This is a genomic window from Peribacillus sp. Hz7, from assembly GCF_042136355.1.
Lineage (GTDB): Bacteria > Bacillota > Bacilli > Bacillales > DSM-1321 > Peribacillus > Peribacillus asahii_A.
The window spans coordinates 12,452-37,059 of sequence record NZ_JBHHJV010000011.1 but is presented as its reverse complement, the minus strand read 5'-3'; the positions used below and the strand labels follow the sequence as shown (position 1 = coordinate 37,059).

General features: G+C 34.1%; 23 protein-coding genes. 19 read left to right on the top strand and 4 right to left on the bottom strand.

The genetic code is table 11. The annotated features are described in order from the left end of the window. Positions 1 to 27: 27 nt before the first annotated feature. Together ACE199_RS15085 and ACE199_RS15080 are read left to right on the top strand one after the other, a co-directional pair. Positions 28 to 1,494, top strand: a complete 1,467-nt coding sequence (locus ACE199_RS15085) for a glycosyltransferase family protein (RefSeq protein ID WP_375350508.1) — start codon at positions 28 to 30, stop codon at positions 1,492 to 1,494. 166 nt (positions 1,495 to 1,660) lie between these two features. Further along, positions 1,661 to 3,211: a phosphodiester glycosidase family protein gene (locus tag ACE199_RS15080; RefSeq protein WP_375350507.1), complete on the top strand. Its 1,551-nt coding sequence runs from the start codon at positions 1,661 to 1,663 to the stop codon at positions 3,209 to 3,211. Between the two features lie 118 nt (positions 3,212 to 3,329). Here ACE199_RS15080 and ACE199_RS15075 read toward each other — a convergent pair whose 3' ends face one another. Further along, positions 3,330 to 4,676 carry a S1C family serine protease gene (locus tag ACE199_RS15075; protein WP_375350506.1) on the bottom strand — a complete coding sequence of 449 codons (1,347 nt, stop codon included), beginning with the start codon at positions 4,674 to 4,676 and terminating at the stop codon, positions 3,330 to 3,332. Positions 4,677 to 5,353: 677 nt separating this feature from the next. Between ACE199_RS15075 and ACE199_RS15070 the strand changes: the two genes are divergently transcribed. From ACE199_RS15070 to ACE199_RS15055, 4 genes are all read left to right on the top strand, one after another. Beyond that, entirely contained in the window at positions 5,354 to 7,432 is a 2,079-nt protein-coding gene (locus ACE199_RS15070) for a sigma 54-interacting transcriptional regulator (protein ID WP_375350505.1), read from the top strand. Between the two features lie 462 nt (positions 7,433 to 7,894). Beyond that, on the top strand, positions 7,895 to 9,256 hold the full coding sequence (locus ACE199_RS15065; protein WP_375350504.1) for a CoA-binding protein: 1,362 nt from the start codon (positions 7,895 to 7,897) through the stop codon (positions 9,254 to 9,256). A gap of 161 nt (positions 9,257 to 9,417) precedes the next feature. Then, positions 9,418 to 10,602, top strand: coding sequence for a CaiB/BaiF CoA transferase family protein (locus tag ACE199_RS15060; protein ID WP_375350503.1), 1,185 nt, complete (start codon positions 9,418 to 9,420; stop codon positions 10,600 to 10,602). A 69-nt stretch (positions 10,603 to 10,671) separates the two neighbouring features. Beyond that, the gene (locus ACE199_RS15055; RefSeq protein WP_375350502.1) at positions 10,672 to 11,940 is read left to right on the top strand and encodes an MFS transporter; all 1,269 of its coding nucleotides are present in this window, start codon (positions 10,672 to 10,674) and stop codon (positions 11,938 to 11,940) included. A 276-nt stretch (positions 11,941 to 12,216) separates the two neighbouring features. Here ACE199_RS15055 and ACE199_RS15050 read toward each other — a convergent pair whose 3' ends face one another. After that, the gene (locus ACE199_RS15050) at positions 12,217 to 13,389 is read right to left on the bottom strand and encodes a tyrosine-type recombinase/integrase (RefSeq protein WP_375350501.1); all 1,173 of its coding nucleotides are present in this window, start codon (positions 13,387 to 13,389) and stop codon (positions 12,217 to 12,219) included. Between the two features lie 521 nt (positions 13,390 to 13,910). Here ACE199_RS15050 and ACE199_RS15045 point away from each other — a divergent pair. Then, positions 13,911 to 14,834 (top strand): hypothetical protein, encoded by a 924-nt coding sequence (locus tag ACE199_RS15045; RefSeq protein ID WP_375350500.1) that lies wholly within the window; start codon positions 13,911 to 13,913, stop codon positions 14,832 to 14,834. A gap of 600 nt (positions 14,835 to 15,434) precedes the next feature. Here the strand turns inward: ACE199_RS15045 and ACE199_RS15040 are convergent. Next, positions 15,435 to 15,629, bottom strand: coding sequence for a hypothetical protein (locus ACE199_RS15040; RefSeq protein ID WP_375350499.1), 195 nt, complete (start codon positions 15,627 to 15,629; stop codon positions 15,435 to 15,437). Between the two features lie 339 nt (positions 15,630 to 15,968). Further along, positions 15,969 to 16,136 carry a hypothetical protein gene (locus tag ACE199_RS15035; RefSeq protein WP_252290792.1) on the bottom strand — a complete coding sequence of 56 codons (168 nt, stop codon included), beginning with the start codon at positions 16,134 to 16,136 and terminating at the stop codon, positions 15,969 to 15,971. 231 nt (positions 16,137 to 16,367) lie between these two features. Between ACE199_RS15035 and ACE199_RS15030 the strand changes: the two genes are divergently transcribed. The 12 genes from ACE199_RS15030 to ACE199_RS14975 all read left to right on the top strand — a co-directional run bounded on the left by ACE199_RS15030 (position 16,368) and on the right by ACE199_RS14975 (position 23,616). Then, positions 16,368 to 16,529 (top strand): hypothetical protein, encoded by a 162-nt coding sequence (locus ACE199_RS15030; protein ID WP_375350498.1) that lies wholly within the window; start codon positions 16,368 to 16,370, stop codon positions 16,527 to 16,529. Between the two features lie 187 nt (positions 16,530 to 16,716). Continuing rightward, a complete protein-coding gene (locus tag ACE199_RS15025; RefSeq protein WP_375350497.1) occupies positions 16,717 to 16,917 on the top strand; it encodes an XtrA/YqaO family protein in 201 nt (66 codons plus the stop codon). Beyond that, complete coding sequence (locus tag ACE199_RS15020) at positions 16,898 to 17,365, top strand: SIR2 family protein (RefSeq protein ID WP_375350603.1); 468 nt, start codon at positions 16,898 to 16,900, stop codon at positions 17,363 to 17,365. Before ACE199_RS15025 ends, ACE199_RS15020 begins: the two co-directional genes overlap by 20 nt. A 127-nt stretch (positions 17,366 to 17,492) precedes the next feature. After that, positions 17,493 to 17,921: a transcriptional regulator gene (locus ACE199_RS15015; RefSeq protein WP_375350496.1), complete on the top strand. Its 429-nt coding sequence runs from the start codon at positions 17,493 to 17,495 to the stop codon at positions 17,919 to 17,921. 48 nt (positions 17,922 to 17,969) lie between these two features. Then, the gene (locus tag ACE199_RS15010; protein ID WP_164853181.1) at positions 17,970 to 18,119 is read left to right on the top strand and encodes a hypothetical protein; all 150 of its coding nucleotides are present in this window, start codon (positions 17,970 to 17,972) and stop codon (positions 18,117 to 18,119) included. A 381-nt stretch (positions 18,120 to 18,500) separates the two neighbouring features. After that, positions 18,501 to 18,695, top strand: coding sequence for a hypothetical protein (locus ACE199_RS15005; protein ID WP_127760128.1), 195 nt, complete (start codon positions 18,501 to 18,503; stop codon positions 18,693 to 18,695). 50 nt (positions 18,696 to 18,745) lie between these two features. Beyond that, positions 18,746 to 19,027, top strand: coding sequence for an ImmA/IrrE family metallo-endopeptidase (locus ACE199_RS15000; protein ID WP_252295015.1), 282 nt, complete (start codon positions 18,746 to 18,748; stop codon positions 19,025 to 19,027). Positions 19,028 to 19,545: 518 nt separating this feature from the next. Continuing rightward, positions 19,546 to 20,895, top strand: a complete 1,350-nt coding sequence (brnQ, locus tag ACE199_RS14995; RefSeq protein ID WP_375350495.1) for a branched-chain amino acid transport system II carrier protein — start codon at positions 19,546 to 19,548, stop codon at positions 20,893 to 20,895. Between the two features lie 395 nt (positions 20,896 to 21,290). Further along, positions 21,291 to 21,656, top strand: coding sequence for a DUF2089 domain-containing protein (locus ACE199_RS14990; RefSeq protein ID WP_375350493.1), 366 nt, complete (start codon positions 21,291 to 21,293; stop codon positions 21,654 to 21,656). A 13-nt stretch (positions 21,657 to 21,669) separates the two neighbouring features. Further along, entirely contained in the window at positions 21,670 to 22,059 is a 390-nt protein-coding gene (locus ACE199_RS14985) for an SHOCT-like domain-containing protein (protein WP_127760132.1), read from the top strand. A gap of 10 nt (positions 22,060 to 22,069) precedes the next feature. Further along, entirely contained in the window at positions 22,070 to 22,351 is a 282-nt protein-coding gene (locus ACE199_RS14980; RefSeq protein ID WP_375350492.1) for a hypothetical protein, read from the top strand. 389 nt (positions 22,352 to 22,740) lie between these two features. Next, complete coding sequence (locus tag ACE199_RS14975) at positions 22,741 to 23,616, top strand: R2-like ligand-binding oxidase (RefSeq protein ID WP_375350491.1); 876 nt, start codon at positions 22,741 to 22,743, stop codon at positions 23,614 to 23,616. Positions 23,617 to 24,608: the final 992 nt, after the last annotated feature.

Genomic DNA, 24,608 nt, shown 5'->3' with positions numbered 1-24,608 from the left:
TTCATTTATCAAAGAACGGTGGAGTTTATGGACAAAAATAATGCTATTCAAAAGAAAGCTGTCATTGCTTTTATTAGTATCATATCTATATCGTGGATATTTTGGACGCAAATCACTTATGTAAATAGATATGCAGCTTCATGGGATCAAGTGGATTTTGTCCTTGCGTTGGAACGATATGATTTAATGGCGATGCAGCCTCATTTTCCAGGCTATCCTTACTTTATTTTAGGTGGTTATTTGATTCACTTTTTTCTAGAAAATAAAGCGGCGTCATTAACGGTTTTTAATATTTTATTTTATTTTAGTGCTCTTTTTCCAATGTATAAACTGGCAAGGGAGTATGTTTCGAAATCATATAGCTTACTGATCGCTGCTATCCTTTATTCTTCAACTTATATCATGGTTATTGTCAATCAACCAATGTCGGAAGGAGCTGCAATAGCAGCTTTATGGTGGTATTTTTGGAGCATTAATCATGCTATTAAAAAAAATAAACTATTGTCTAATCTTTTACCGTTATTTGTTTTTAGTATATTGTTAGGGATTCGTTTATCTTATCTACCTTTTGCAATAGGGTTGCTTCTCCTGTTTTATACAAAGTGGAGAAACAAACAATATAGATTAAGACATATTATTGCATACCTGCTTATTGCGGGTGCTTTTCAATTCATTTGGGTAGTAGGTCTAGTATTGTCTGAAGGAAGTATAAAAGGGTTCTTAAAACTGTCATTGGCATTTACAAGCGGACATTTTAACAGTTGGGGCAACACAGCGGTATCTAGTGATGTATCTTTTCTAACAAGGCTTAAAACGATAGTGATTAATAATGTTTTATGGACGGGAATTTCTTCTCAAATTATTTGGTTAGCGATATTATATGCTGTTGTTATAGGCTTGTTTATTTATTCTTTCAAATGGAATGATATAAAGCGTGATTCGAGTATGCAATTAGCAATAATCATGAGTAGCAGCTATTTTATATGGGTAGTAATTGGTCAAAATATTGATAAGCCAAGACATATTCTTCCTTTAGTCATATTTTTGCTCTTTATCATGTTGATAAACATTTTGAAAAATTCTAGGAATACTGTGCTATTGCTGTTCTTTATTGTCCTTCTGATTTCACAAATTTATCATTCATATACGTTAGTCACTGAACAAGCGCAGGCCAATCCCGCCGCATATCAACTTGCTGACTACTTACAGTCACACGAACAATCGGCGATTATATATACTTGGGAAGAAACAAGAGTTTTGGAATATGTTAATGTTCCCACTTCTCATAAAAGGGTAAAAACCTTTGAAATTTTTCTACACGATATATCTTATTATCCGAATAAAAAAATTTTAATAACGAATAAGGTAGTAGAAGGATTTAAAGCACAAGGTATAAACGTGAATGCAAACATTAAAAAAATAAAAGAGTTTCATTCTAATTCTATTTTTGACCCCGTGTATCACGATATTGTGCTGTATGAATGGATTAAATGATTTGAATTACAATCCTAATATTAGAAAAGTAAACGAAAAGATGATTTCAGCATTATATGAAGTCATCTTTTTTTATAATTTTATTTCCTTTTTTTACATGTGGTTCATCTTTGATTAGTATTGCCGGGATAGGATGAAACTAGAAAGTAGAAAGGGTGATGAATAAATGAATCAGGCCATAACTTCAATTGTTTTACGTTCCCTCATTTGTACCACTATCTTTCTGTTTATATCCGTACCTTCTAGTACTTTTGCTCAATCAACTAACCAAAATGAACTTCCTTTAGGCATTTCTGGACTTCCTGAAACTCGCTTTGTTCAACAACTAACATCAGGAGTCACTTATACTTCTATAAAAAGAGGGATACCGTCATTTGAAGAGTACTATTCCGTAGATATGGGATTTTTTTCAGATTTAAAAAAAGCAAAAGTAACGAAACAAACGTTAAAAAAACACGGGTTCGATTCGTTTATACTGCCGATTTATAACGAACGATATAATGATTTATATAAAGATGTGCTAGGCTATGTCATTAAATCGGGGAAATTTAAGACACAATCCGAAGCTATTCAGTTTAAAAAAGAATTAGTTGAAAAGGGATTTTCAAACGTAAAAGTCTCATATAGTGGATGGGAAAGAAGAAATATAACAGGCCCCTGGTCTATCCATATTATTGAAATCGACCGAAACCTTATCCATCACATGACTGCATCTTTAGCATTAAACACGGTACAAGGTAGAGAAACAGTCTCAAGTATCGCTAAGCGGATGAATTCACTTGTAACCATTAACGGTGGATATTTCATTATGCACAAACACGCTGGAACGCCTGGAGATTTAATAGGTATTTCCGTTGTTGGTGGAGAGCTAAATAGTGAAGCCATTAATAACCGTTCTGCCTTTGTGCTAGGCGGAAAGTATACAGCTATTGCTCCAGTGTCTACTTCTTTATACATTCAATCCTCAAAGGGTGCTGTAAGAACTATAGACGGTCTGAATCGTACGATTGGAAAAATAAGAGGGTGCGGAGGGCGTTCTTATCAACAACTCAGGCATAATATTACTTGTACCAATCATAATGAATTAGTTCAGTATCGGCCTATTTATGGAACGCGAACCCCTGCTGGTAAAGGAACAGAAGTAGTATTAGACAGCAAGGGGACGGTCATTAAAATAGGAAATTCTCGTGGACAGGCTATTCCCGCTAAAGGGTCTATTATTGCTGGAATAGGAGAAGCGGAAGAGTGGTTAAATAAGCACGCTGTAATTGGGGAAAAACTTATGATTTCAACAAAAGTGATGAGCAATCAAACTCCGATTTCCCTTACTAAAGAAACCCACATTGTAAATGGGGGTCCGCTTTTATTGAAAAATCAGCAGTATATGATTACAGCTAAAAAAGAAGGATTTGCGCATAGTGATAAGTTTTTTTATAAGTTTGGCATTAAGCGAAATCCGCGTACGTTAGTGGGCATTAAACCGAATGGGAATATTCTGCTTGTTGTAGTAGACGGTAGAAATGAGCAAGTTAGTGTAGGACTTAGTTTTGAAGAAAGTGCTACACTAATGAAAGCATTAGGCGCACAGGATGCCTTGAATTTAGATGGCGGAGGTTCTACAACGATGGCGATTAATGGGAAAGTCGTAAATCATCCATCCGATGCAGCAGGAGAGAGGGCTGTCGGCGATGCAATTTCGTTGATTATGAAAGAGTAATATGTAAGCGAAAAAAGCCAGTATCCTTGTATGTAAAGGAATACTGGCGCTGCCTATTTAAGAGTAAAGCTTTCTTAAATGTTTTACTTAATCTTACTGATTTTCAAATTCTACCATTCTATTCCTCGTTTTTCTCTTTCTTTTCTTCTTCTTCCTTTTGTTTTTGAAGGGCAATCAAGGCATCTTGTTCATCGATTTTCCCGTCTCCGTTTAAATCAGGAATGATATTTTCACTTGTCGTTGCTGGAGCCGAGGCTGCCGTTACCGTTGGTTTTGGTTTTATAGCAAAAGTAAACACCATTAACAGAATAATCAGTAATCCAGCTACACCATCGATAATATAGAATATCGTTTTATAGTCAGACCAGAGGATTTTACTGTCATCGATTTTTTTCTCGGAATTAGCAATGTATTGCTTGACTTCAGAGTGATTTGGGAAGATTCTTTCGACAGCTTCAAACTTTTCTAATGCATTTTTGTAGTAACCGCCCCAATATAGTGTCAAGCCTTCTTTATAGAGCTGATCTGTACGGCTTCTTGTATTTTTTGCTCCAGCCTGATTAACAAATTCTTTAACGGTATCGACAGGTACGGCAAAATTGAAGCCTTGAACCTCTTGACCATTCACGGTATCTCCTCTAAATGTTAACAATCCAATAATTTGACCTTTTTCATTGATTACCGGTCCGCCGCTGTTTCCATGTGTTGCCGCAGCATCTAATTGAATAACAGGACTGCCTTGTTCTGTTTTCTTGGAAGTAGCGGTAATTTGTCCTCCGTTCATGGAAGATTCTAAAGAGGAATCAGGGGATAACAAATCTGAATCTGCTGCTGCAGGGTATCCAATGACCCAAATATTATTTTGATCCTCTATAGTTTCTGAATTTCCAAGTGGTAAAGTAGGAAGGTTCTTTCCTTCAATTTTAAGAACGGCTACGTCTTTTCCTTGGTTCACAGGAGCCCCATAGCTTTTTACTTCACCGTCAAGAATATCTCCACCAGGTAAAATCACTTTTAATACTCGAGTGATTTTCGTGTACTTCGTGTAGCTAAGCATATAATTATAGGTCCATTCATAATCCTCTTGGAAGTAGTCAGCAATTCCAGCGACTAATTGTTGGAAGGCTGCGTTAGCGAGATCCTCATCTTCCATCTCAGAGCTTTCGACAACATGAGCATTGGTCACGACATAGCCATTAGGGCTAATAATGGCACCTGAACCAGATCCACCGATAAGGGTCTGATACTCTATTTCTTGCAAGTATGCATCGACTAGAGGTCCAGCTTGGGTCAAATAATCATTAAATTGCCATTCAACAACCGCATAGTCAATAACACGTACGACTGCCGGTTTTGAATATTCAGATAATTTTTCAGCTTGTTTAATGTTTGACGTGTCAGGCTTGATGCTTAATAAGAAGAACGACGTCACAATCACGGCAATAAGCAAAATACTAATGGGCACAGTAAAAAGAGCTCTCTTTTTCAGTACAATCACCTCTTGGTATGAGAATAGGAATTTCAAATCACATACAATATATTCATAGACAGGGTTCGATAAATTTTGTACCAAAAAATAAAATAAGCAGTAAGACTCCGTAATTAGTGGGTGTTAAATTCCATTAAAATAAACAGGAAGAAAGCGAACTAAGCAGGGACTAGTAAGATAAGAAATAGTAACCGAATAGAATAAAAGAAGTTATTGATTATAATTATTTTATGTTAACTAAATATTTTAGAAAGGAAAAATTAATTGATGGAATGTTTTTCTATATTAAAGGAGATTTTTATAGAATTAAAAATTATATATATTTCACAGTTTATCTCGTTAGAATATATAAAACACTTTAAATCCCTAAATATATTAAAAATGATATTTTATTTTTATTAGGATCCCGTATTTGGCTCTTTTTCTCTCTAGTTGTAAGGTAATTCCTTTTTTTTGAAAATATAAAGTGATATGATTAACTTATTCCTATCATGTTCGCATCGACGCTAGTAGGAGGGAAAGAATATATTGGATGGAAATTAGAAGTGGATCTATCAAGAGCGGCAAATGAACATTGAAATGGCCATCCTGACTATACAGTTGATGAAAAGGTGTTCCACATTTTTAAAAAAAGACTAATAGGGGGATGGTTCATGAACATGCTTATTAAGGATATGGTCATGAAAACGTCAATACGAGTCAAGGAAAACCAATATCTAAAAGAAGTATTAACATATTTTGAACAAACTAACGTTGATAGTTTACCGGTATTTAATATTCACAATCAATTAATGGGTATTTTAACTAAAGATACTGTAATGATTGGAATGCACAATCATGAGAATGTAGTGTCAAACTTATACTTAGATCAGGACTATATGATTGTTTCAGAGAATGAGCATATTCAGGATATTATAAAAAAACAGAAAACCTTTTATTTAGTGCAAAACAAATATAAATCTATTATTGGGGTTATTAGCCACAATGATCTTAACTATATGCATATAAGTATACTAGAGCGGCGTTTAAAAGAATTAGAAGCTGTATTTGAACATGCCCATAACGGAATTGTAGCTATTGATAAAAATGGTATCATTACTTCATTTAATCCTGCAACGGAAAAGATAAGTGGGGTAAATAGGGAAAGTGCGTTAGGTAGGTTTTTAAATGATGTCTTTATTCCGAGTGGTATGCTTGAAGTTCTTCGTACTGGAGAACCACAATATGGAACGAAATATCAAGTTGGGAATCGAAAATATATTTCGAATCGAACACCCATTATAGAAAATGATGAAGTGACGGGTGTTGTAGCAGTTTTTCAGGATATTTCCGAAATTGAAAAAATTTCAGGAGAGCTGCAATCTGTTCGTGAATTAAATCAACAATTAGAAGCTATCATAGCTGCTTCATATGATGGGATTGTGATTGCAGATTCAACAGGACAAATCATCAGATACAATCAAGCGTTTCTCACATTCATTCAAGGTGACACCAATGATAATCTTAATGGGAAGTTTATTTTTGAAGTTTTTCCGTCTTTCAAAATTGAAAATATAAAACAAATGTTAGAAGGGAAACAATCTATAGCTTTATTGAAAAAAACTGAAGCCAATGTAACCTTAATTATTACGGTCAATCCTGTTCTTAATAAAAATGAACATATAGACTTTGTTGTGATTAATATTCAGAATATTACGAAGTTTATTCAGTTGCAAGAAGAAGTTGAAAATAATAGGAGATTAACAGAACGTTATAAAGAAGAATTAGAACAATATCGAGTAGAACTCAAATCTCGTGCTAATTTTATTGCGGACTCCCCAATCATGAAAAAAGTAGTACATATTGCTAAAAAGGTATCGGCCTTCGATTCTACGGTCATGATTTTTGGGGAATCAGGAACGGGAAAGGAAGAGCTTGCAAGGATTATTCAATTAAACAGTGTACGGAGCGAAGGTCCTTTTATTACAATTAATTGTGGAGCCATACCAGAAACCTTACTTGAATCTGAATTATTCGGTTATGAAGCGGGGGCATTTACAGGTGCGGGAAAGAGTGGAAAGCCTGGTATGTTTGAGTTAGCTCATAATGGAATAATTTTTTTGGATGAAATTGGGGAATGTCCTCTTTCTATACAGATAAAGCTACTGAGGGTGATTCAAGAAAAAGTAGTAACTCGCTTGGGTGGTACTAAATCTATTAAGATAGATGTTCGAATCTTGGCAGCTACGCATCGCAATTTGGAGGAACAAGTTAAAAAAGGGGAATTTCGCGAAGATTTGTTTTTTCGTTTAAATGTCATTCCTATCACATTACCTCCGCTTCGAGAAAGAACAGAAGATTTACTGCCTTTGATTGAAATGTATTTAAATGAGTTTAACCAAACATATGGGATGTCTAAACAGATAGCATCGGATGCCTTTGAAATACTTTTTCGCTATAAGTGGCCAGGAAATATTCGAGAATTACGAAATGCTATTGAACGTTCTTTTGTGCTGTCTGAAGGAGAATACATTAATGTAAAAGACTTTAGTTTTTTACAAAGTGAACTGATTGAACAAGATATGGAAATAGATGATGAAGAAATTCTTCCGTTAAAGGAAGCAGTTATGAATTTTGAGAATAAGCTCATTAACAGAGCGTTGAAGAAGTATGGAAGTACATATAAAGCTGCTAACATTTTAAATGTGGATCAATCAACTATTGTTCGTAAGTTACAGAAAATGAAATCGTAAACAAAACCAGAGGGAATAAAGAATACAATAAAAAAGGGAATGAAGCTGTCCAAATGAGCAATTAATATATGAAGAAAAGAGCTGTGTCATAAGTCGATTTTTCGGCTTGAACACGCTCCTTTTGAATGACAGGAATGTTGATAACAGCATTCCTGATTTTTAATTTCCAGAGGATTTCCTCGTTTGTTAGCCCCTCTTCCTTATGTATCTTTTGATGTTGAAACCACATGCAGGCAGAGGAAATAATCTCTACTTTAAAGGATAAAAAGAATGATGTATGACTAATGTATTATTACATTACATGATGAAAGTATACATTGTTTTTTTAGGGAAAATACTTGAAATCCTCAGTATATCAAGTGTTGAGAAATGGCATGATTCTTGCAAATAATTAAATAAAGACATTAAAAATTCTCAAGAATAAAAGGTGGTGATCATCTGGTTGTTCAAAAAGTATCTAACTTGTCATACTTACTTGCTTCACGTTCGATTGCAGTCATAAGTGAAACTTTCAATCCTCATCAGGTTGGGGGAAGAGTATTATTAAACTTACAGAAATCTAAATATCAAGGTAGAGTTTATCCTGTTACTTCTGAGTTTGAAGAAATTTTCGGAATGAAAACGTTTCCAAACTTGAGTAGCATACCTGAAGAAGTAATGACAGTAGTTATTACGTTACCTCCCAAGTCTGTTTTACCTATTCTTGAAGAGTGTGTAGAAAAGAAAGTGAAGTTTATTATGATTCCCAGTACAGATGTTATTGAGAGTGAAGATGAGAAGTTTGCTTTTGAGCAATTATTGAAAACTTTTACTGAGGAAACGGATATTCGGATTCTAGGTCCAGATTGTTCAGGAGTATTTAATATTGTTAAATCTATCGGTATTTCTGGTGTTGCGGATTATGAACCAAACTGGTTACAAAACGGCAAGATTTCGCTTATTACGCAGGGGGAAGGGTTAGGGCGAGCCGTTTTAGATGCAAACGACTTAGGAATTGGGTTTAATTATTGGATTTCTACGGGGAATGAAGTTGATTTAGAAACAGCTGATTTTATCCAGTATTTTTCCCATGATGTTTCCACTCAAGTTATTTTAGTAATAATAGAAAGATTAAAAGACAAATGGAGATTTCAAAAAGCTGCAGAGACAGCAAGAAGGTTCGGAAAGCCTCTTATTGTGCTAAATATAGGACAGGTAGAAGAGGAGATTTTCACTAAAGAAGAATTAAACGATAATAAGCAAGTTCATTCTGATTTTTTTAAAGAACTGGATATAATCCAGGTTTCTGATCTTGATGAACTTCTTAATGTAGGTTGGTTATTCTATAAATATGGACATCCGCAAGGAAATCGGATTGGTATATTTTCTTACTCTAATGGAGTATCAGCATTACTAGCTGAGAAGTGTAGACAAGCTAATCTGTCTGTCCCGGATATTACAGATGAAACGAAATCAATAATTCAAGATTTTTTTCCGAATCTAGAGACTCCTGCTAATCCAATAAATATGAAAATATATGTCTATCAAGATATGAGTGATGTTAGTGAATGTCTAGAGCAGTTTACGAATGATCCGAATCTAGATATAGTATTTGTTCTTTATTCGTATAAATTAGGAGTTTATACAGAAATGTTAGTGAGGCACACTATAAAAATGGCACAGAGAGTGAATAAACTCATTATTCCATTATGGTTATCTTTATCAGGTGAGTTAGAGGTAAGTTATGAAATTCTGAAAGAAAGTGGTCTTCCATTTTATTCGTCCGCTAATGCTGGTGTCAGTGCTATCAAACATTTTACAGATTATCATATGAAAATGAGTTGATTATGAAAAAAAGGATGAATTTAAAATTCAGAATGCATAGAACTTTAAAACAATAAAAAGTCTATGAAAAATGATTTTGTGGATGTTTAAGCAGGCTGGGAGTTGAATTGATATCGCTTTTATTTTAAGTCTTTAAATAAACTAGTAAGGAGAAGAGTAGTATGCATGCCTTGAAAGGGATTAAAGTACTTGATTTATCAAGAACACTTGCTGGCCCGTTTTGCACTATGTTACTTGGAGATCAGGGAGCGGATGTGATAAAGGTAGAGCAGCCTGGAAAAGGAGATGAGTCAAGGCGCTTTACTCCTCCTGCATGGAATGGTGAAAGCTGCTATTATCTTTCATCAAATCGAAACAAACGAAGTATTACGGTTGATTTAAAAAGTGCAGAGGGGAAAGAAATTATTTATAAAATAGCTAAAGACGCTGATATTTTAGTAGAAAATTATCGAACTGGTACGCTGGATAAGCTTGGATTGGGGTATGAAACCTTAAAAGAAATAAATCCTCGTTTAGTGTACTGTTCAATATCAGGATTTGGAAGAACAGGCCCCGAAAGGAACAGAGCTGGATATGATTTACTGTTACAAGGGTTTGGCGGATTAATGAGTATCACAGGTGATCCTGATAGGGGTCCAGCTAAAGCAGGCATGTCCATTGTAGATTTGACAACAGGTATGTTTGCAGTTTATGGAATTCTAAGTGCATTATTCTCCGCTCAAAGAACAGGGAAAGGACAATTTGTTGATGTAAGTTTACTTGATGGTCAAATTACCTTGTTAAATCATATGGCCACTGGATATATGGCTACGGGTAAACCTGCTGGAAGAATGGGGTCTGCTCATCCTTCAATCGTTCCTTACCAATCATTTAGAGCCAAAGATATGGATATTGTATTGGCGGTTGCTAATAATGGCTTGTGGACAAAGTGTTGCCAAGCTTTAGATTGGCATGATTTATTAGAAGATTCTCGTTTTACCATGAATGAAGATCGGGTAGCTCATCGCGAAGAACTTGTAGCGATTATTTCCGATAGACTGATTACTATGGAAAGTCAAGAGATTTTTGAGAGATTGGACAAAGCAGGTGTTCCATGTGGGCCTATACACACAATTGATCAAATCCTCAATCATCCTCAAGTGGAAGCAAGAGAAATGATGATTGATATTGAACATCCTCATGTGAAAGATTTAAAAGTACCAGGATTCCCAGTTAAATTATCGGATACACCATCTAGCGTTCAGCGATATCCGCCGCTGCTTGGAGAACATACTGATGAAGTGTTAAATGAACTTGGCTACTCCGATACACAAATTAAAGAGTTAAAGAGAGCAAAGGTACTTTGACTTAGAATGATTCATCAAAAGCAAGCGATTGCATATGTGATACTACGTAATAAAAAAGGGGGACATACGATGGAAAAAAGCCAATCAAATCGAAATTGGATTGTTGTATTCGTCGCTTGTTTTTTAGGTCTTATGGTAGATGGAATGGATTTGCAAATGCTATCGTTAACGATTCCTTCTTTAATGGAAGAATTTCAAATTACAAAAACACAAGCGGGGATTATTAGCACATGGTCTTTAGTTGGTATGGCCGTCGGTGGCATTATAGGTGGTTGGCTATCTGATCGATTTGGCCGGGTACGGATGGCAACCTATATGATGATTGTTTTCTCTGTAGGAACTGCTTTACTTGGTTTAGTACAAACATACGAGCAATTTATCGTCGTTCGATTTCTTTCTGCTATCGGGATTGGAGCGGAATATTCTATAGTCACGATGCTTATGGCTGAATATGTACCAACGAAAAAACGGACAACTATTTTAGGTTCATTACAAGCAGCTTATTCAGTTGGTTACTTAGTAGCGGCCTTATTGGCAGGTGCAATCTTACCGATTTATGGATGGCGGCCTCTTTACCTTATTTCTATTTTACCTGTAGCTTTAGCCATTTATATCAGATTTAAGATACCAGAACCTCAAGGTTGGTTAGAAGCAAAACAACAACCGAAACAATTCAAGAAAAATGAATGGCTCACAATCTTCAAAGAACCGAAAACAAGAGCAATTTTTCTGTTCTGGATTATTACTTCAACCTTTTTACAGTTTGGCTATTATGGTGTAGGGACTTGGTTGCCCACTTATATTATCGAGGATTTAGGTTTCAATTTTAAGACGATGACAAGTTATCTTGTTGGAAGCTATACAGCCATGATTTTAGGTAAAATTCTTGCAGGTTGGTTAGCAGATAGATATGGCCGTCGTAATGTATATATTCTAAGTGGTTTATTGACAGCTATTTCTTTACCAGTCATTTATTTGTATAACACACCAGGCAATATCATTATCTTACTTACAATCCTTGGATTTTTATATGGTGCACAATATGGAATTAATTCAACGTATATGAGCGAAAGCTTCCCGACACACATTCGGGGTACGGCTGTAGGTGGTGCCTATAATATCGGGCGATTTGGGGCAGCGATAGCACCTATTATCATCGGTATTATCGCCGAAGCTCAATCCATTGGGTTCGGTCTGGCTACCCTAGGTATAGCCTATGCATTATCCGGAATTATCCCAGCCTTATTTATTCGAGAAAAAATGTATGATCCATTTAAAAATAAAGAAAACAATTTGGATAATGAAAATGAAAACGTTTCCGAAGATCATGTTATGTGATGTAAAGGTTGAGTAGGTTAAATAGAATGTAAGTGTTAGATTTGTCCAATTTAATTATACTAGTTTAAGAATTTAAAAAGAGAGTGAAAAAATGATGTAAGAGGATGTGTTTAATAGGCATGTTCGCCTATGGAAACGCGATTGATATATGGCCTATATTAATTTTTTGAAATCCTTGGTACGACCGGTTTTTTCAGTCACCAAGGATTTTCTTTTTATTTTCAATTTCATATAAAATAATGAATTGACCACATTTTTTCTTCAGTTGCTTTCGTATTAATCATAATTCATATATTTTGAATAATTATCAATGCCTCTTACTTCTAAAACTTCAGATACATGCGCATAAATATTAGCTGTTGTTTGAATTGTTTTATGTCCGAATCGCTCTTGTACTTCTTTTAAACTGGAACCGGATTCTAACAATAAAACGGCATGCGTATGTCTTAATCCATGAATTGTTATATATTTAGAAATGCCTGCTTTTTTACAAATACGTCTGAATGCTTTTTGTAAGGCAGATTTAGAAAGGGGGAGGCCATTACCACGATCGAATATTAATTTTGTTTCTCTATGAAATGTTTCACCTAACTTTAATTTCCGTTCTTTTTGACTTATTTCTTGTTTTTTTAAAATGTTTAAGAGAGTATCATCCACAAGAATTGATCGATATGAGCTATCTGTTTTAGGTGGACCGAACAATTCTGTTGCATCTTTCTTGTCATAAACAATCGTTTTATATATTTTGATTTTCTTATTAGGGAAGTCAATATCTTCCCACTGTAAAGCAAGTGCCTCGCCTTTCCTCATACCTGTATCGATTAATGTTTTAAATAAAATGTAATATTTCCAATCATCATGAAAGGCTGCATCTAAAAGTCTTATGACCTCATTTTTTGTAAGATATTCTAAATCTTCTTCTTGTTTTATTTGATTTATCTTTTTATTTGGAATAGTTACTCCGTAACATGGATTTTTAGATATTATTTGCAAGGAAACAGCTTTATTAAGAGCGTTGGACATGGTTGTATGAATGATTTCAATGGTACGACGACTAATATTTTGCTCAGCTATTTTATTAATAAAAATTTGATATCTAGCAGGGGATAGTTCTGCAATCTTCATATGTCCAATTAAAGGAATAATTTTTTTATAAACATTTCTTTCGTGCAATTTAAAAGTATTTTCTTTTACTGTATGTCTTTTATAATTCTCAAGCCCTTTCGGTAAATAATCTATTAATAATGCTTTCTTATCAAAGGTCTGTCCATTATTTAACTCTATTTCTCTTAGTGCAATAGCTACTTTTTCAGCAGCTTCTTTTTTGGTAGTAGCCCTTCTGGTGATCTGCGTTCGTTTTCCAGTAGTCGGATTTCTAGGACCTTCTTCTGTGCATTTCCAATTATATCCTTGTTTGTTTTTAGCGAGAACTTTTTGAAAATAAGCCATTTCTATCACTCCTTTTTAAAGATGTAACAGAACTAGTGTTCTGTTTTTGTTTGAAAGAAAAACCCCAAAAGGGGATAAGTAGTATTCTTCTTGATTCACTATTCAGTAATCAATGTAGGTTTATAATATATACCCTATATGATTCAATGGTTTGATGTCAATGACATACTTACCAGAACAACCTACCGAACATGATAGGGGAGGTGTCTCTGGCGTTTATCTGGTGAAGTTTTTGGTAGTATGTTTATAAAATCTTATGTATCATTAATACATATTCAAGAGGTGTTTCCATTGAATACACAGTGATTTTTATGCGTTTTTTGTAAAGTAGTGCTTCAATTAACGGTGTAGGTTAGTGGAAGAAGAAGTTTTAGCTTAATTAGAAGAATTGATTATTTTAAGCAGGTTTAAAGAGAGTTCTATTAACGAGAAAAGAGCTTATAAAAGAGCTCTAATTTTAGGTGGGGATTTAATGTCTAGCAACATTCTATGTTTTAGATAAAAATAATAACCTTGTCGAAATGAAACAGAAACAATATGAAACAGAAGATATCTTTCAAAAACTTATTGAACGATATCCAAATATCCTAGCTGGTGAACAAATTAATCCGAATGATCCGAGACAGTGGATTTTCATATCTCGAGAAATTGGTATACCTTCGGAAACAAGCGGAGGGAATCAGTGGTTTCTTGATCACCTGTTTATCGATCAAGATGCTATTCCAACCTTTGTAGAAGTGAAACGATCAACTGATACTAGAGTACGAAGAGAAGTCGTAGCACAGATGTTAGATTATGCAGCCAATGCGACTTCTTATTGGGAGATTGATACTTTACGAGAGTGTTATGAAACTCAGTTAGAACAAGAAAAAACAGTATCTTTAGAGTCACTAGGGATAAGTGTTGCGAAAAAAGAGTTGTTCTGGCAGAATGTTGCAACCAATTTGAAGGTTGGCAAGATCCGGCTGATGTTTGTTGCTGATGAGATTCCTATGAGTTTACAAAGAATTATAGAGTTTTTAAATGAGCAAATGACTGAGACAGAAGTATTAGGTCTTGAAATTAAACAGTATGTATCCTCAGATGGAATGAAAACGTTGGTTCCGAAAATAATCGGTAGAACATCAACTGCTGTTCAAGTGAGGCGACATGAAAAAGGTACATGGGACGAACAAAGTTTCTTCAATGATGTGCTAAATATTAGTGGTGAACAAGCTGTGAATGTTTGCCAAGGTCTTCTTCGTGGATTTGAAGCGTTAGGGTGTCGTATTTGGTGGGGGAAAGGGCGTACTCATGGAAGTTTCATTCCTGTATATGATGGACGATTAGCCAATCATCAACTCTGCTCTATTTATCAAACAGATAAAACAACGCTTGTTGAACTGCAATTTCAACACTTCAAAGAACCGTTCAATCAGATTGATGCAAAACAGAAACTAAAATAGAAATTTGAAACAATACCAGGCTTACTAATAGAAGAGCAACGACTCAATAAGCGACCGAGTTTCGACTTGTCCTTATTAATGAATGAGGAACAACTTAATTTATTTTTGGAGATATACAAAGGCTATATAGAAGAAGTGAAGGAATATGAAAGTCAACTGGTAACAAGATAGTAATAGGGCTTGTAAACTTGATAGGGGTTAAGTTTTGTCTAACTGGTGATTTAATTATTAGCTAAAATATCAGGCTTATTCTACTGGGGGCTTTAGTTCAAGAAAGAGTTCAGAATAAAGGACCTCAAACAGGTCCTTTTTCTCTTGTTAAATTATTAACATTAAAATTTACAGAGCCAGTTTTTAAAAAGTTTCAGGGAGATGTAAACGTATGCATATCCTCTTTTTTATAAACTCGATATGTTCCCACAGCACGTAAACATATCGTTGACGTGTTGGCATTTTTTGAGCTGAAAGAAAAGAGCTGTTTTTTAGCTCTTTTTTATTTTCTTTCTTCCACTAAGAAGCAGAATAGTTTAAGTAGACATAGAAACGAGATTTTTAATCTATTGTGAAATATGAGCAATGACACTTCCTGCTCTTATATTACTATTTTTCTTTCGATTCTAAAAAAGCATCGACGGATTCATCCAATAATCTTTCCCGATTTGGGTCTTCATTGACATCTGTATCCACTTCTATTGCTTGTTTAAGTATGCCGTATGTATCATCTTCTTTATTTAATCGATTAACTTGATCTTTATGTGGGACTGGATTATGGCGATTATTTTTTTGATTTGGCATATAATCTCCTTCTGTAACAGATATTTTATAATTAGTATGAACAATTAATCCAAAATAAAATTGAATACTACGTTTAGATTGATTATTATTTCAGTTCCTTTCACGAACTGTGGCCTGTAATTGATTAATAAGAAGCTTTCTTATCTATTTTCGCCATTTGCATTCTTCAACTATCGGGTGCTGAGCTTCAAATAAGTAGTAAAGATTTTTTTATTGTATTAAAAAGTTACGTTAGATTAATTAATGGGTTTGGAAGGAGAGAGATGAAGAAAAGAGCCACTTAAAAACATGCTCTTTCCTTTTTATTTATCAAGGTTATTAGAATCAATCCCTTCTTTTTTATGGTGTCTCTAAATCTCCACGACCCAAATAGGTAGATTCCTTGTCGGCGAAACCCTTCTTATTATCTTGTTTTTCTTTCGTTTTATCGACATTAGGAGATTCAATCTCAACCATTTGATTTGTTGGATATTGTGAAAACACTTCTTTGCTTTCTTCATTGTTCATGTGTAACACCTCCCCTTATATTGTGTCCAATCATGAGTTTTTTTATGAAAAGGGGAATTATAGCAATGGTTACATACTGTCATAGAGGCAGCTTTTTTTGTTTCACTAACAAAGCAGTTTAGTTGAAGAGGGGTGTTTAATTTTTGTTCAACAAACGGGCCAGTGTATAAGTTAAATCAAGTTAGGAAAGGAAAAGATAAAGATAACAATCCATTCGAAAGGGGTGATTCTATGTTTGTTATAAGAGGTAAATCAGGCTATAAGTTCTTCTCGACAGAACCGGGTACATACGGTCAAGAAGTGCAGCATGAAACAAGAAGGAAGGCTGAGTCTATGTTAAAGGTAGCGAAAGATACTTTGCCTTTTGAAGAGTTTGAGATCGTGGAGCTCTAACAAAAAAAGAGGACGGCAAACAAGGTTAGTTTACCATCCTCTTGGCTTTCTTTTTTTTCAAGTGCTGCAAGAAAGAAAAAGGGTCTTGTATAAATAAAAAATTCCCTGTCTGCCAACGGGGAACAATTAGAGATTTCTCTTTTTAATCACATACTATTATTTTACCACACAAGGGGGGAACCTTTTCATGAGATTACAAAATATTGATATAGATCCTAGTACTATGAGACTAGAAGTTGATATAATGAGTCAAAAAGGGAGCTTTGCTGTTGTTGTTTGTGATGGGAAGGCTCGATTAACTCGTTTACCGGAACATGGTGGGACCAAGATTATTACACATCAGGGTAAGGTGAAGAGGGTTAAGTTTGATGAGGGGGAAGAGTTTTAGGTTTAATCGTACAGAACTTGGTATAGGGGAGAGAATAAAATGGATAAAAGAATACACTTATCCAATAAGTGTGTATAATAATATTTTTACAAATTCAATATTTTCCAACTCCTCTCTTTTAATATGTGGATATTCATTCAGTGATACACATATTAATAAAGTTATAGAGAGAATGTCTGCTATTCATGGTAAAAATAGAAAAATTGTAATAATTACTTATTTGAGTGATTATTGGAGAAAAAACTGGACTCCTGAAACTCAAATAATGGGGTTGAGTCATGAGATGTTTACATTTGTTGCAAAGTCATTTAATGAATATAGACCTTTTGAGAAGCTTAGATATTCGAATCCTATGGTTTCTAATGATGGTTGTGTACGAGTATATTTTGAAGGATTTAAAAACACTATTGAGAAACATGGAGAAGATATTATAAACTTTTTGAAATAATTTCAGTTCTATCAGCCCTCTGAAGGACACTGGATGAACGGTTATACCGTCGTTTGGTGTCCTTTTTTTGTTTTTAATTTTCAGATTGCCCGATTTCAATTATTGTGGCAACGGAGGAGGATATCATTTGAAAACTACAACAAAATTAAAAAAGGCAACTTTCCAGTATATAGAATCTGAGTTATATAGCTATCATGATACATTAAAAGAAATCCAGTTTTTAAGAAATAATATTATGTTCACGAAAGAGAATGACGATGAGAATGTTGGGGGCGGAAGAAGTTCTCTCCCTTCTTCTCCTACAGAACAGATAGGGGCACGGCTAGCGACTCACAAAAAGTTGAATAACCTGGAAGAAATCGCAGAAGCTATTGAGAAAGTATATAACGTTGTAAATGACGATTATAAAAAGCTTATTCGACTGAAGTATTGGACAAAGCCACAAACGAAAACGTGGGAAGGGATTGCTGCAGAGTTACATATCAGCAGAAGGAAAGCCTTTAATTGGCGAGATCAAATTGTTCAAGCTGTTGCAGAAGTGTTGGGATGGAGATAAATGGTACCAGAAAATGCGCGATAAATATATTTAGAAAGGGTGTAGACTTTGAAAGAAGTTAGTCACGAAATTACCGAAAGAGCGAAGTATGACCCCGTTATTCATAATTACTTAATGCTTCATGAACAAGGGAGCATAACGTATCAACAATTACTTGAAAATGTTGATCTCTATCTTAGTGAAGATAAGCAATCATGAGCTAGTTAGTGAAAAAGCGAAAAGCACTTTAAAAACATTGCACTTTAGGCCTTATAAAACGTAGTAATTGTATTACGCGATTTATGGAAATGAAGCATCTTCCGGGGTGCTTTTTTTTTGTTGAGGTGAAAGCCATGAATAAATGCGAATCATGCATATGGGTGAACAAAGTAAATGAAATGATGTGGGTGTGCAAGTTCCCAAGATGCTTAAAGATGCAGGGGGTTAAGGTGGATAACGAATTAAAGAATACACCTCGTCAAAATATGTAACAAGTGTATATAGTTTTGAATAGAGTGATGTGTCGTGAATAATTTGAGCTATTCGCAGGAAGTCATCTCCCTTTGTAGAATTAAGCAGACGAAAGTGTGGTGATATAAAATGGATACGGAAAAATTAGAACTTATCCAGAGCAGGGCTATCGAAATAGCTAACGAACAAATAGAAAAATATGTACGAGGTTTAGGTGATGATAAAATAGAAAAACTAGCCGAAACTATTATTATTATTAATGCAGCAGTAACAGCTCGACTTCTCGTTGAATACGACAACAATAAAGAAGCGGGTAATATTTAAAAAGCGTCCTTTCGAGGGTGCTTTTGTTTTGTCTAAAAAGAGAGGACGAAATGCTTCCAAATAAAATTAAAGTAGCCCGTATCGATTATCAAATACAAGAGGTTGAAGAAATAGATGATGATCCTAGTGTAATGGGTGCGTGCGTATATCAGAAATCAACTATTAAGATTAAAATCGGCATGTCTGAGAATAAGAAAGAACAAACATTGGTTCATGAAATGCTGCATGCATGTTTTAATGAGGCTGGATTTCATGAACAAGATGAAGATGTGATTAATCGAGTGGGGATTGTTCTGTATCAGGTGTTGAAAGATAATAAATTGAGTTTTTAACTTAAAAAGCACCTATCTCCCCGAAAGATAGATGCTCATGAAACTCAATTATTTTTTCTTTTCCATATTTATACATTTCTTATTGCTAGTTCAATATGTAGAAGTGCTTGAAACCTCTATCATATAAGAGTTTCTCATTCTGCTACATTGCTCATTTCCAACATCATATATGTTTAATAGACAAGTTCACCCATCAATACATGACAATGTATTAATAGTTTGAAACTGTTGACGCTCTAAGCGTCAGCGGTTTTTGGTGTTTTGGCCATAAGAGTGATATCGGAGAGAGTGGAGGAGTGTGACCAAAATATGAATTAAATTGGTCAAAAATTGTATTTGTAGATTTTTTAATAATTAAGAAGACTAATCTCATACTCTTTAAATTTTGGAATATTTATCTAATCTAAGACGTAATCAGTATTTAAAGGTTGTTTTGTTTTAGGTTTGATAATATAATATTTCGGTATAGAAAATTCGAAAAAATTTAATTACTTAAAGTGAACGTGTGGGGGACAACTATGTCGGGAAAATTTCCAACTTCTTATATTATTGTTATCGGTTTAATGCTGTTTGCATTATTTTTTGGGGCAGGTAATCTCATTTTTCCTGCTATGCTTGGTCAATCTGCCGGGGAAAATATCTGGGTCGCCAATGCTGGATTTCTAGTTACGGGTGTCGGTTTACCATTGATTGGTATTCTGGCTTTTGGATTTGCGGGTAAAGATGATTTACAGTCGTTAGCTAGTCGTGTTCATCCGATATATGGTATTGTTTTTACAATAATTTTATATTTATCTATTGGTCCTTTTTTTGCAATTCCTAGGGCAGGGACCGTATCATTTGAAATTGGCATTAAACCATTCTTATCACAAAATGGAGATTCTGTGCCTTTGTTAATTTTTACCGTTATTTTTTTTGGAATAACGTGTATTTTGTCTTTAAACCCATCTAAAATTGTTGATATTGTTGGAAAATTCTTAACGCCAATCAAATTAACTTTTATAGGTATCCTAGTAATAATTGCTTTTATTTTTCCTATCGCTCATTTTCAAGCACCTATACCTGATTATCAAGTTTATCCATTTTTTAAAGGATTTCAACAAGGATATTTGACAATGGATACCTTAGCTTCTTTTGTTTTTGGTATTATTATAATTAATGCGATTAAAGAGAAAGGTGCTACGACCAAGAAACAAATTATGAGCGTTTGTATTAAAGCGACAGGAATCGCTGCAATCATACTCGTTCTTTTTTATACAGCTATTGCTTATATGGGAGCATCAAGCGTAGGAGAACTTGGATATTTAGATAATGGGGGAGAAGTTCTAGCTGGTGTTTCCCACTATTACTTTGGTTCATATGGTAATGTACTTTTAGGCCTTCTTATAACAGTGGCTTGTTTAACAACAAGCGTTGGCCTAGTGACAGCTTGTTCGTCATTCTTTCATAGTCTATTTCCTAAAATCTCTTATAAAGTCATTACGATTGTTTTATCAATTTTTAGTGCGATGGTTGCTAATATTGGTTTAACACAGCTTATCACTATTTCAGAGCCTGTCTTAACGGTGATTTATCCACTTGCTATCGTGCTGATTGCCTTAACCTTCTTACATTCATTATTTAATGGTCAGCGGGAGGTCTATCAAATCAGTTTGCTATTCACATTTATTATTAGTCTATTTGACGGACTTACTGTAGCTGGTTTTCAATTTCATAGTGTTGACGATTTCTTTAATCGATATGTACCGTTATATAGTATCGGTCTAGGTTGGGTACTTCCAGCTATCATTGGAGGCCTATTAGGATATTTTATTAGTAAATTAAAACATAAAAAGTATACAGTATTAGAAGATATTAAACAGAAATAACCATATTCGAATATTCTCAAAGAAAAGGCGTTCATAAAAGTATAATACTTTATGAGCGCCTTTATTTTTAAGTTCTGAATCATTAAATAATACATCAATGCTAATAATTGCTGAATCATCATCAGTTAGACTATAGATTATTAATCAGCATCTCAAAGTCTAAGGAATCGTGCTCATTATGCAACTGGGGGTATTTTAACCAAGAGAGGGATGTCTACAAGTTCAACCATTATGGTAAATATAATAATTGAATGAATAAACAAAATGGAAAATTAATAATATTAAATAACGAATTAACGTTATTAATTTTTTGATTGGTAAAAATTAAATTTTATTATTTATATTTTCGATTCCTTGTTGTATAATCGAATCAACTAAAAGGAAGGAATTTCATTATGGCCTATAAAGTAATCACAAATTGTCCTGTCTGCAGTAAAACATTGAAAATTACAAAGTTGCAGTGCTCTCATTGTCACACTACGATTGAAAACGAGTTTGAATTATCTAAGTTGGCATCATTATCAAAGGATCAGCTTCATTTTGTGGAAGTATTTTTAACATGCAGAGGGAATATCAAAGAAGTTGAAAAGGAACTGGGGATTTCGTATCCAACGGTTCGAGGCAAGCTAACAGACATCATTTCATCCCTTGGATATGTGCAGAAGAAGAAAAATGAAGTAGACGAGAAAAAAGTTGTCACCATGTTGGAAAATGGCGAAATCACACCAGAAGAAGCCATTAAGCTCTTAAAAGACGAATAGGGAGGAATTTATCATGAAAGAGGAAATTACAAGAGTGTTAACAATGGTTCAAGAAGGGAAGATTGATGCAGATAAGGGGTCAGAACTGATTCAAGTATTAAGAGAGAAAGAAGAAACAGGTAATAAGCTTTTTGAAAAACCGACTAAATATTTAGATAAAACATTAAAAATTCGTGTTGTATCAGCCGAAAATGATAACGTCACGGTCAATTTGCCTATAAAACTTGTCAAGGTAGTATTAATGGCTGGACACAGCATCGCAGCGAGTATTCCTCAATCGGAAAAATACGTTAAAGATATAGATATAAACCTTATTATTGAAGCAATCGAAAATGAATTAGATGGCCAAATTGTTGATATTAAATCGGCAAACGGGGATACCGTTTCGGTCATCATTGATTAGTGATTTGCTTATGATGCATGTAAAAGTGAAAGCAAAAGACGTTCGGTTCACCATCCCCATTCCATATGCTATTTTAAACATTGCTATTTCCATTTTGTCTTCAAAACTTTTTCAGCAAAATGCAAACAAATGGACAAAAGAGCACTTCGAAAGACAAAAACTGGACTTTACCTTTCCACTAATAGACAAAAAAGCGCTAAAGCCTATTGTCAAGGAACTGAAAAATTATAAGGGGATTGTGTTAGTAGATGTCAAAGCTAAGGACGGTACTGAGGTTAAGGTTAGATTATAATTTATTATAGAATACACCCCAATTATTAGATGTTGTGTCTAATAATTGGGGTGCAGTTCATGCTGAGAAATTGGGCTTTTAATATTGGAATTTCCTTAACTTTGTAAATCCGCCGCTACCCTCTATTATTTTTTCGTTTATAAGCTTTAAGAGCTTTAAAATAATCAAATTTTATTTTTTTAAAAAAAGTGTAAAATTCAAATTATTCAAAAAAATAAATTGACAATTACAACGGGAAAAATATAATAAGATGGGATGAACACTCATACTTTCTTCTATGTCACATCCTAATTGTAAATTTTCTCCCTCTCTAGATTTAAACTTCAAAAGCTTATCATAGTATCGTCCCATTTCACGTTAAAATCATAACCAATTTAGGAGGAATGTTGATGCGTCATTATGTGTCTACTAGTCAAAAAGGAATTAATCGGGACTCACTGCCATTTAAACTATATGAGAAGGCTAAAAAATTTGGAACTTGGGATCCTAACAACATTGATTTTAGTAAAGATAAAGCTGATTGGGAATCATTAAATGCGGACCAGCAAGATACACTTCTCCAACTAATTTCCTTTTTTTACGGTGCTGAGGAGGCCGTAACCCATGACATTCTTCCACTTATTTATGCAATTTCAAAAACAGGACAATATGAGGAAGAAATGTATTTAACAACCTTTTTATTCGAGGAAGCGAAACATGCAGACTTTTTTAGTCTTCTGTTACAAAACATCGGTATTAAACGAGATTTAAATTCTTTTCTTTCACCTGTTTATAGAAAGGTATTTGATGAAATATTGCCAGAAACGATGGGCCGCCTATTACATGACCAATCTCCTGAAGCCATTGCGGATGCCTCCGTTGTTTATAATATGTTTGCAGAAGGAGTACTTGCTGAAACCGGGTATTGGGATTTTTATGAGAGTTTAGCTAAAATTAAAAAAATGCCTGGCCTCCTAGAAGGGATTACCTATATTAAAAGAGACGAGTCAAGGCATATTGGATTTGGAACCTTCCTATTACAACGTCTTATTTCTGAGAATCCACATTTATTAGACCATATTTTAAATAAACTCCAAGGATTAATGCCAATTGCAATCGAATTGAGTGAAACGATGCGATTTGAAGAAGTAAGTCCATTTGGTGTAAAAAAATCAGATAGTCAAGCTTTTATGGCCAAACAAATGAATGCAAGGATAGAGGTGTTGAAGAGAGCTCGAGGTAAAAGCTTAGACGAGATTTACCGTACGGAAATTATTTTTGAATAATTAAAAATCAAGGTGAAAAAGCCACTCCAAAACAGTTTCTTTGGATATATAATATTATTAATCTGGCGCAAGAATTGAATAACGATGGACTGTTTCAGCAGTCCATTTTTCTTGTTCTTTAATCAGCTAAAGGGGCAGCAGTTTAATTACACAAGAGATCAAAATTAATAAGGTATAATTTTCCTGATAGTGTTTTGGAAAGAGATGTAATATGATTAGGGCAATCTTGGAATTATTCTGTATCACATCTATTATTTTTATTCTTGGTAGTTTAATGAGAGCCTTAGTTAAGCATAGTCTATGTAAGTATAGAAATAAACGTAGATAATACTACTGATGGATGGTTTGTTGGTATAACAATTTTAATATTACTTTTTGTATTGTATAGAAATCGTCTTCAATTTCCAGAATTTTATAATGAGGAAGGAAATAAAAAACTCCCAAAGAGAATTAGTGTATCTTTGATTTGTTTTTCAATTTTTATGATAATCGCTGCTCCTTTATTTCGCTAACTGGGAACATTAGTTTAAGAAGAATTTATTGATTTTAGGACTGAGATCTTATTTTAGTTATTCCAGAAAAGGGCGCGTTAATGCAATAAGCATATACTCTAAATAAGGCATTATATACAAGATTTTATGCATAACTTGTATATAATGCCTTATTTTCCATGTGAAAAAACATACTGCCGTAAACGATACCTTTGTATGCTCGACCAAAAACTGTCCATATTTATATATTTCTTATTGCTAGTTCAATATGAAGAAGTGCTTGCAACTCCTATCATATAAGATTCTCGCATTCTGCTACATTGCTCATTTCCAAAATCATATATGTTTAATAGACATATCCTTTTTATTTTGTGTTGGGAAATTTTGTTAGGGTCTATATTAATAGTTCTAAAGAACTATTAATCACTTAATAATGATGTTTATACTAAAAATTTACTAAATCATTGATGAATGACTATTTTCTAAACGTAATCGATAATG

What these genes read in the sequence shown, in the direction of transcription:
- ACE199_RS15080 (WP_375350507.1), top strand. Translation starts at nt 1,661, where the DNA reads ATGAATCAGGCCATAACTTCAATTGTTTTACGTTCCCTCATTTGTACC.
- ACE199_RS15055 (WP_375350502.1), top strand. Translation starts at nt 10,672, where the DNA reads ATGGAAAAAAGCCAATCAAATCGAAATTGGATTGTTGTATTCGTCGCT.
- ACE199_RS15045 (WP_375350500.1), top strand. Translation starts at nt 13,911, where the DNA reads ATGAAACAGAAACAATATGAAACAGAAGATATCTTTCAAAAACTTATT.
- brnQ (WP_375350495.1), top strand. Translation starts at nt 19,546, where the DNA reads ATGTCGGGAAAATTTCCAACTTCTTATATTATTGTTATCGGTTTAATG.
- ACE199_RS15020 (WP_375350603.1), top strand. Translation starts at nt 16,898, where the DNA reads ATGAGGGGGAAGAGTTTTAGGTTTAATCGTACAGAACTTGGTATAGGG.
- ACE199_RS15070 (WP_375350505.1), top strand. Translation starts at nt 5,354, where the DNA reads ATGAACATGCTTATTAAGGATATGGTCATGAAAACGTCAATACGAGTC.
- ACE199_RS15025 (WP_375350497.1), top strand. Translation starts at nt 16,717, where the DNA reads ATGAGATTACAAAATATTGATATAGATCCTAGTACTATGAGACTAGAA.
- ACE199_RS15000 (WP_252295015.1), top strand. Translation starts at nt 18,746, where the DNA reads ATGCTTCCAAATAAAATTAAAGTAGCCCGTATCGATTATCAAATACAA.
- ACE199_RS14990 (WP_375350493.1), top strand. Translation starts at nt 21,291, where the DNA reads ATGGCCTATAAAGTAATCACAAATTGTCCTGTCTGCAGTAAAACATTG.
- ACE199_RS14985 (WP_127760132.1), top strand. Translation starts at nt 21,670, where the DNA reads ATGAAAGAGGAAATTACAAGAGTGTTAACAATGGTTCAAGAAGGGAAG.
- ACE199_RS15050 (WP_375350501.1), bottom strand. Translation starts at nt 13,389, where the DNA reads ATGGCTTATTTTCAAAAAGTTCTCGCTAAAAACAAACAAGGATATAAT.
- ACE199_RS15035 (WP_252290792.1), bottom strand. Translation starts at nt 16,136, where the DNA reads ATGAACAATGAAGAAAGCAAAGAAGTGTTTTCACAATATCCAACAAAT.
- ACE199_RS14980 (WP_375350492.1), top strand. Translation starts at nt 22,070, where the DNA reads ATGATGCATGTAAAAGTGAAAGCAAAAGACGTTCGGTTCACCATCCCC.
- ACE199_RS15030 (WP_375350498.1), top strand. Translation starts at nt 16,368, where the DNA reads ATGTTTGTTATAAGAGGTAAATCAGGCTATAAGTTCTTCTCGACAGAA.
- ACE199_RS15040 (WP_375350499.1), bottom strand. Translation starts at nt 15,629, where the DNA reads ATGCCAAATCAAAAAAATAATCGCCATAATCCAGTCCCACATAAAGAT.
- ACE199_RS15060 (WP_375350503.1), top strand. Translation starts at nt 9,418, where the DNA reads ATGCATGCCTTGAAAGGGATTAAAGTACTTGATTTATCAAGAACACTT.
- ACE199_RS14975 (WP_375350491.1), top strand. Translation starts at nt 22,741, where the DNA reads ATGCGTCATTATGTGTCTACTAGTCAAAAAGGAATTAATCGGGACTCA.
- ACE199_RS15085 (WP_375350508.1), top strand. Translation starts at nt 28, where the DNA reads ATGGACAAAAATAATGCTATTCAAAAGAAAGCTGTCATTGCTTTTATT.
- ACE199_RS15005 (WP_127760128.1), top strand. Translation starts at nt 18,501, where the DNA reads ATGGATACGGAAAAATTAGAACTTATCCAGAGCAGGGCTATCGAAATA.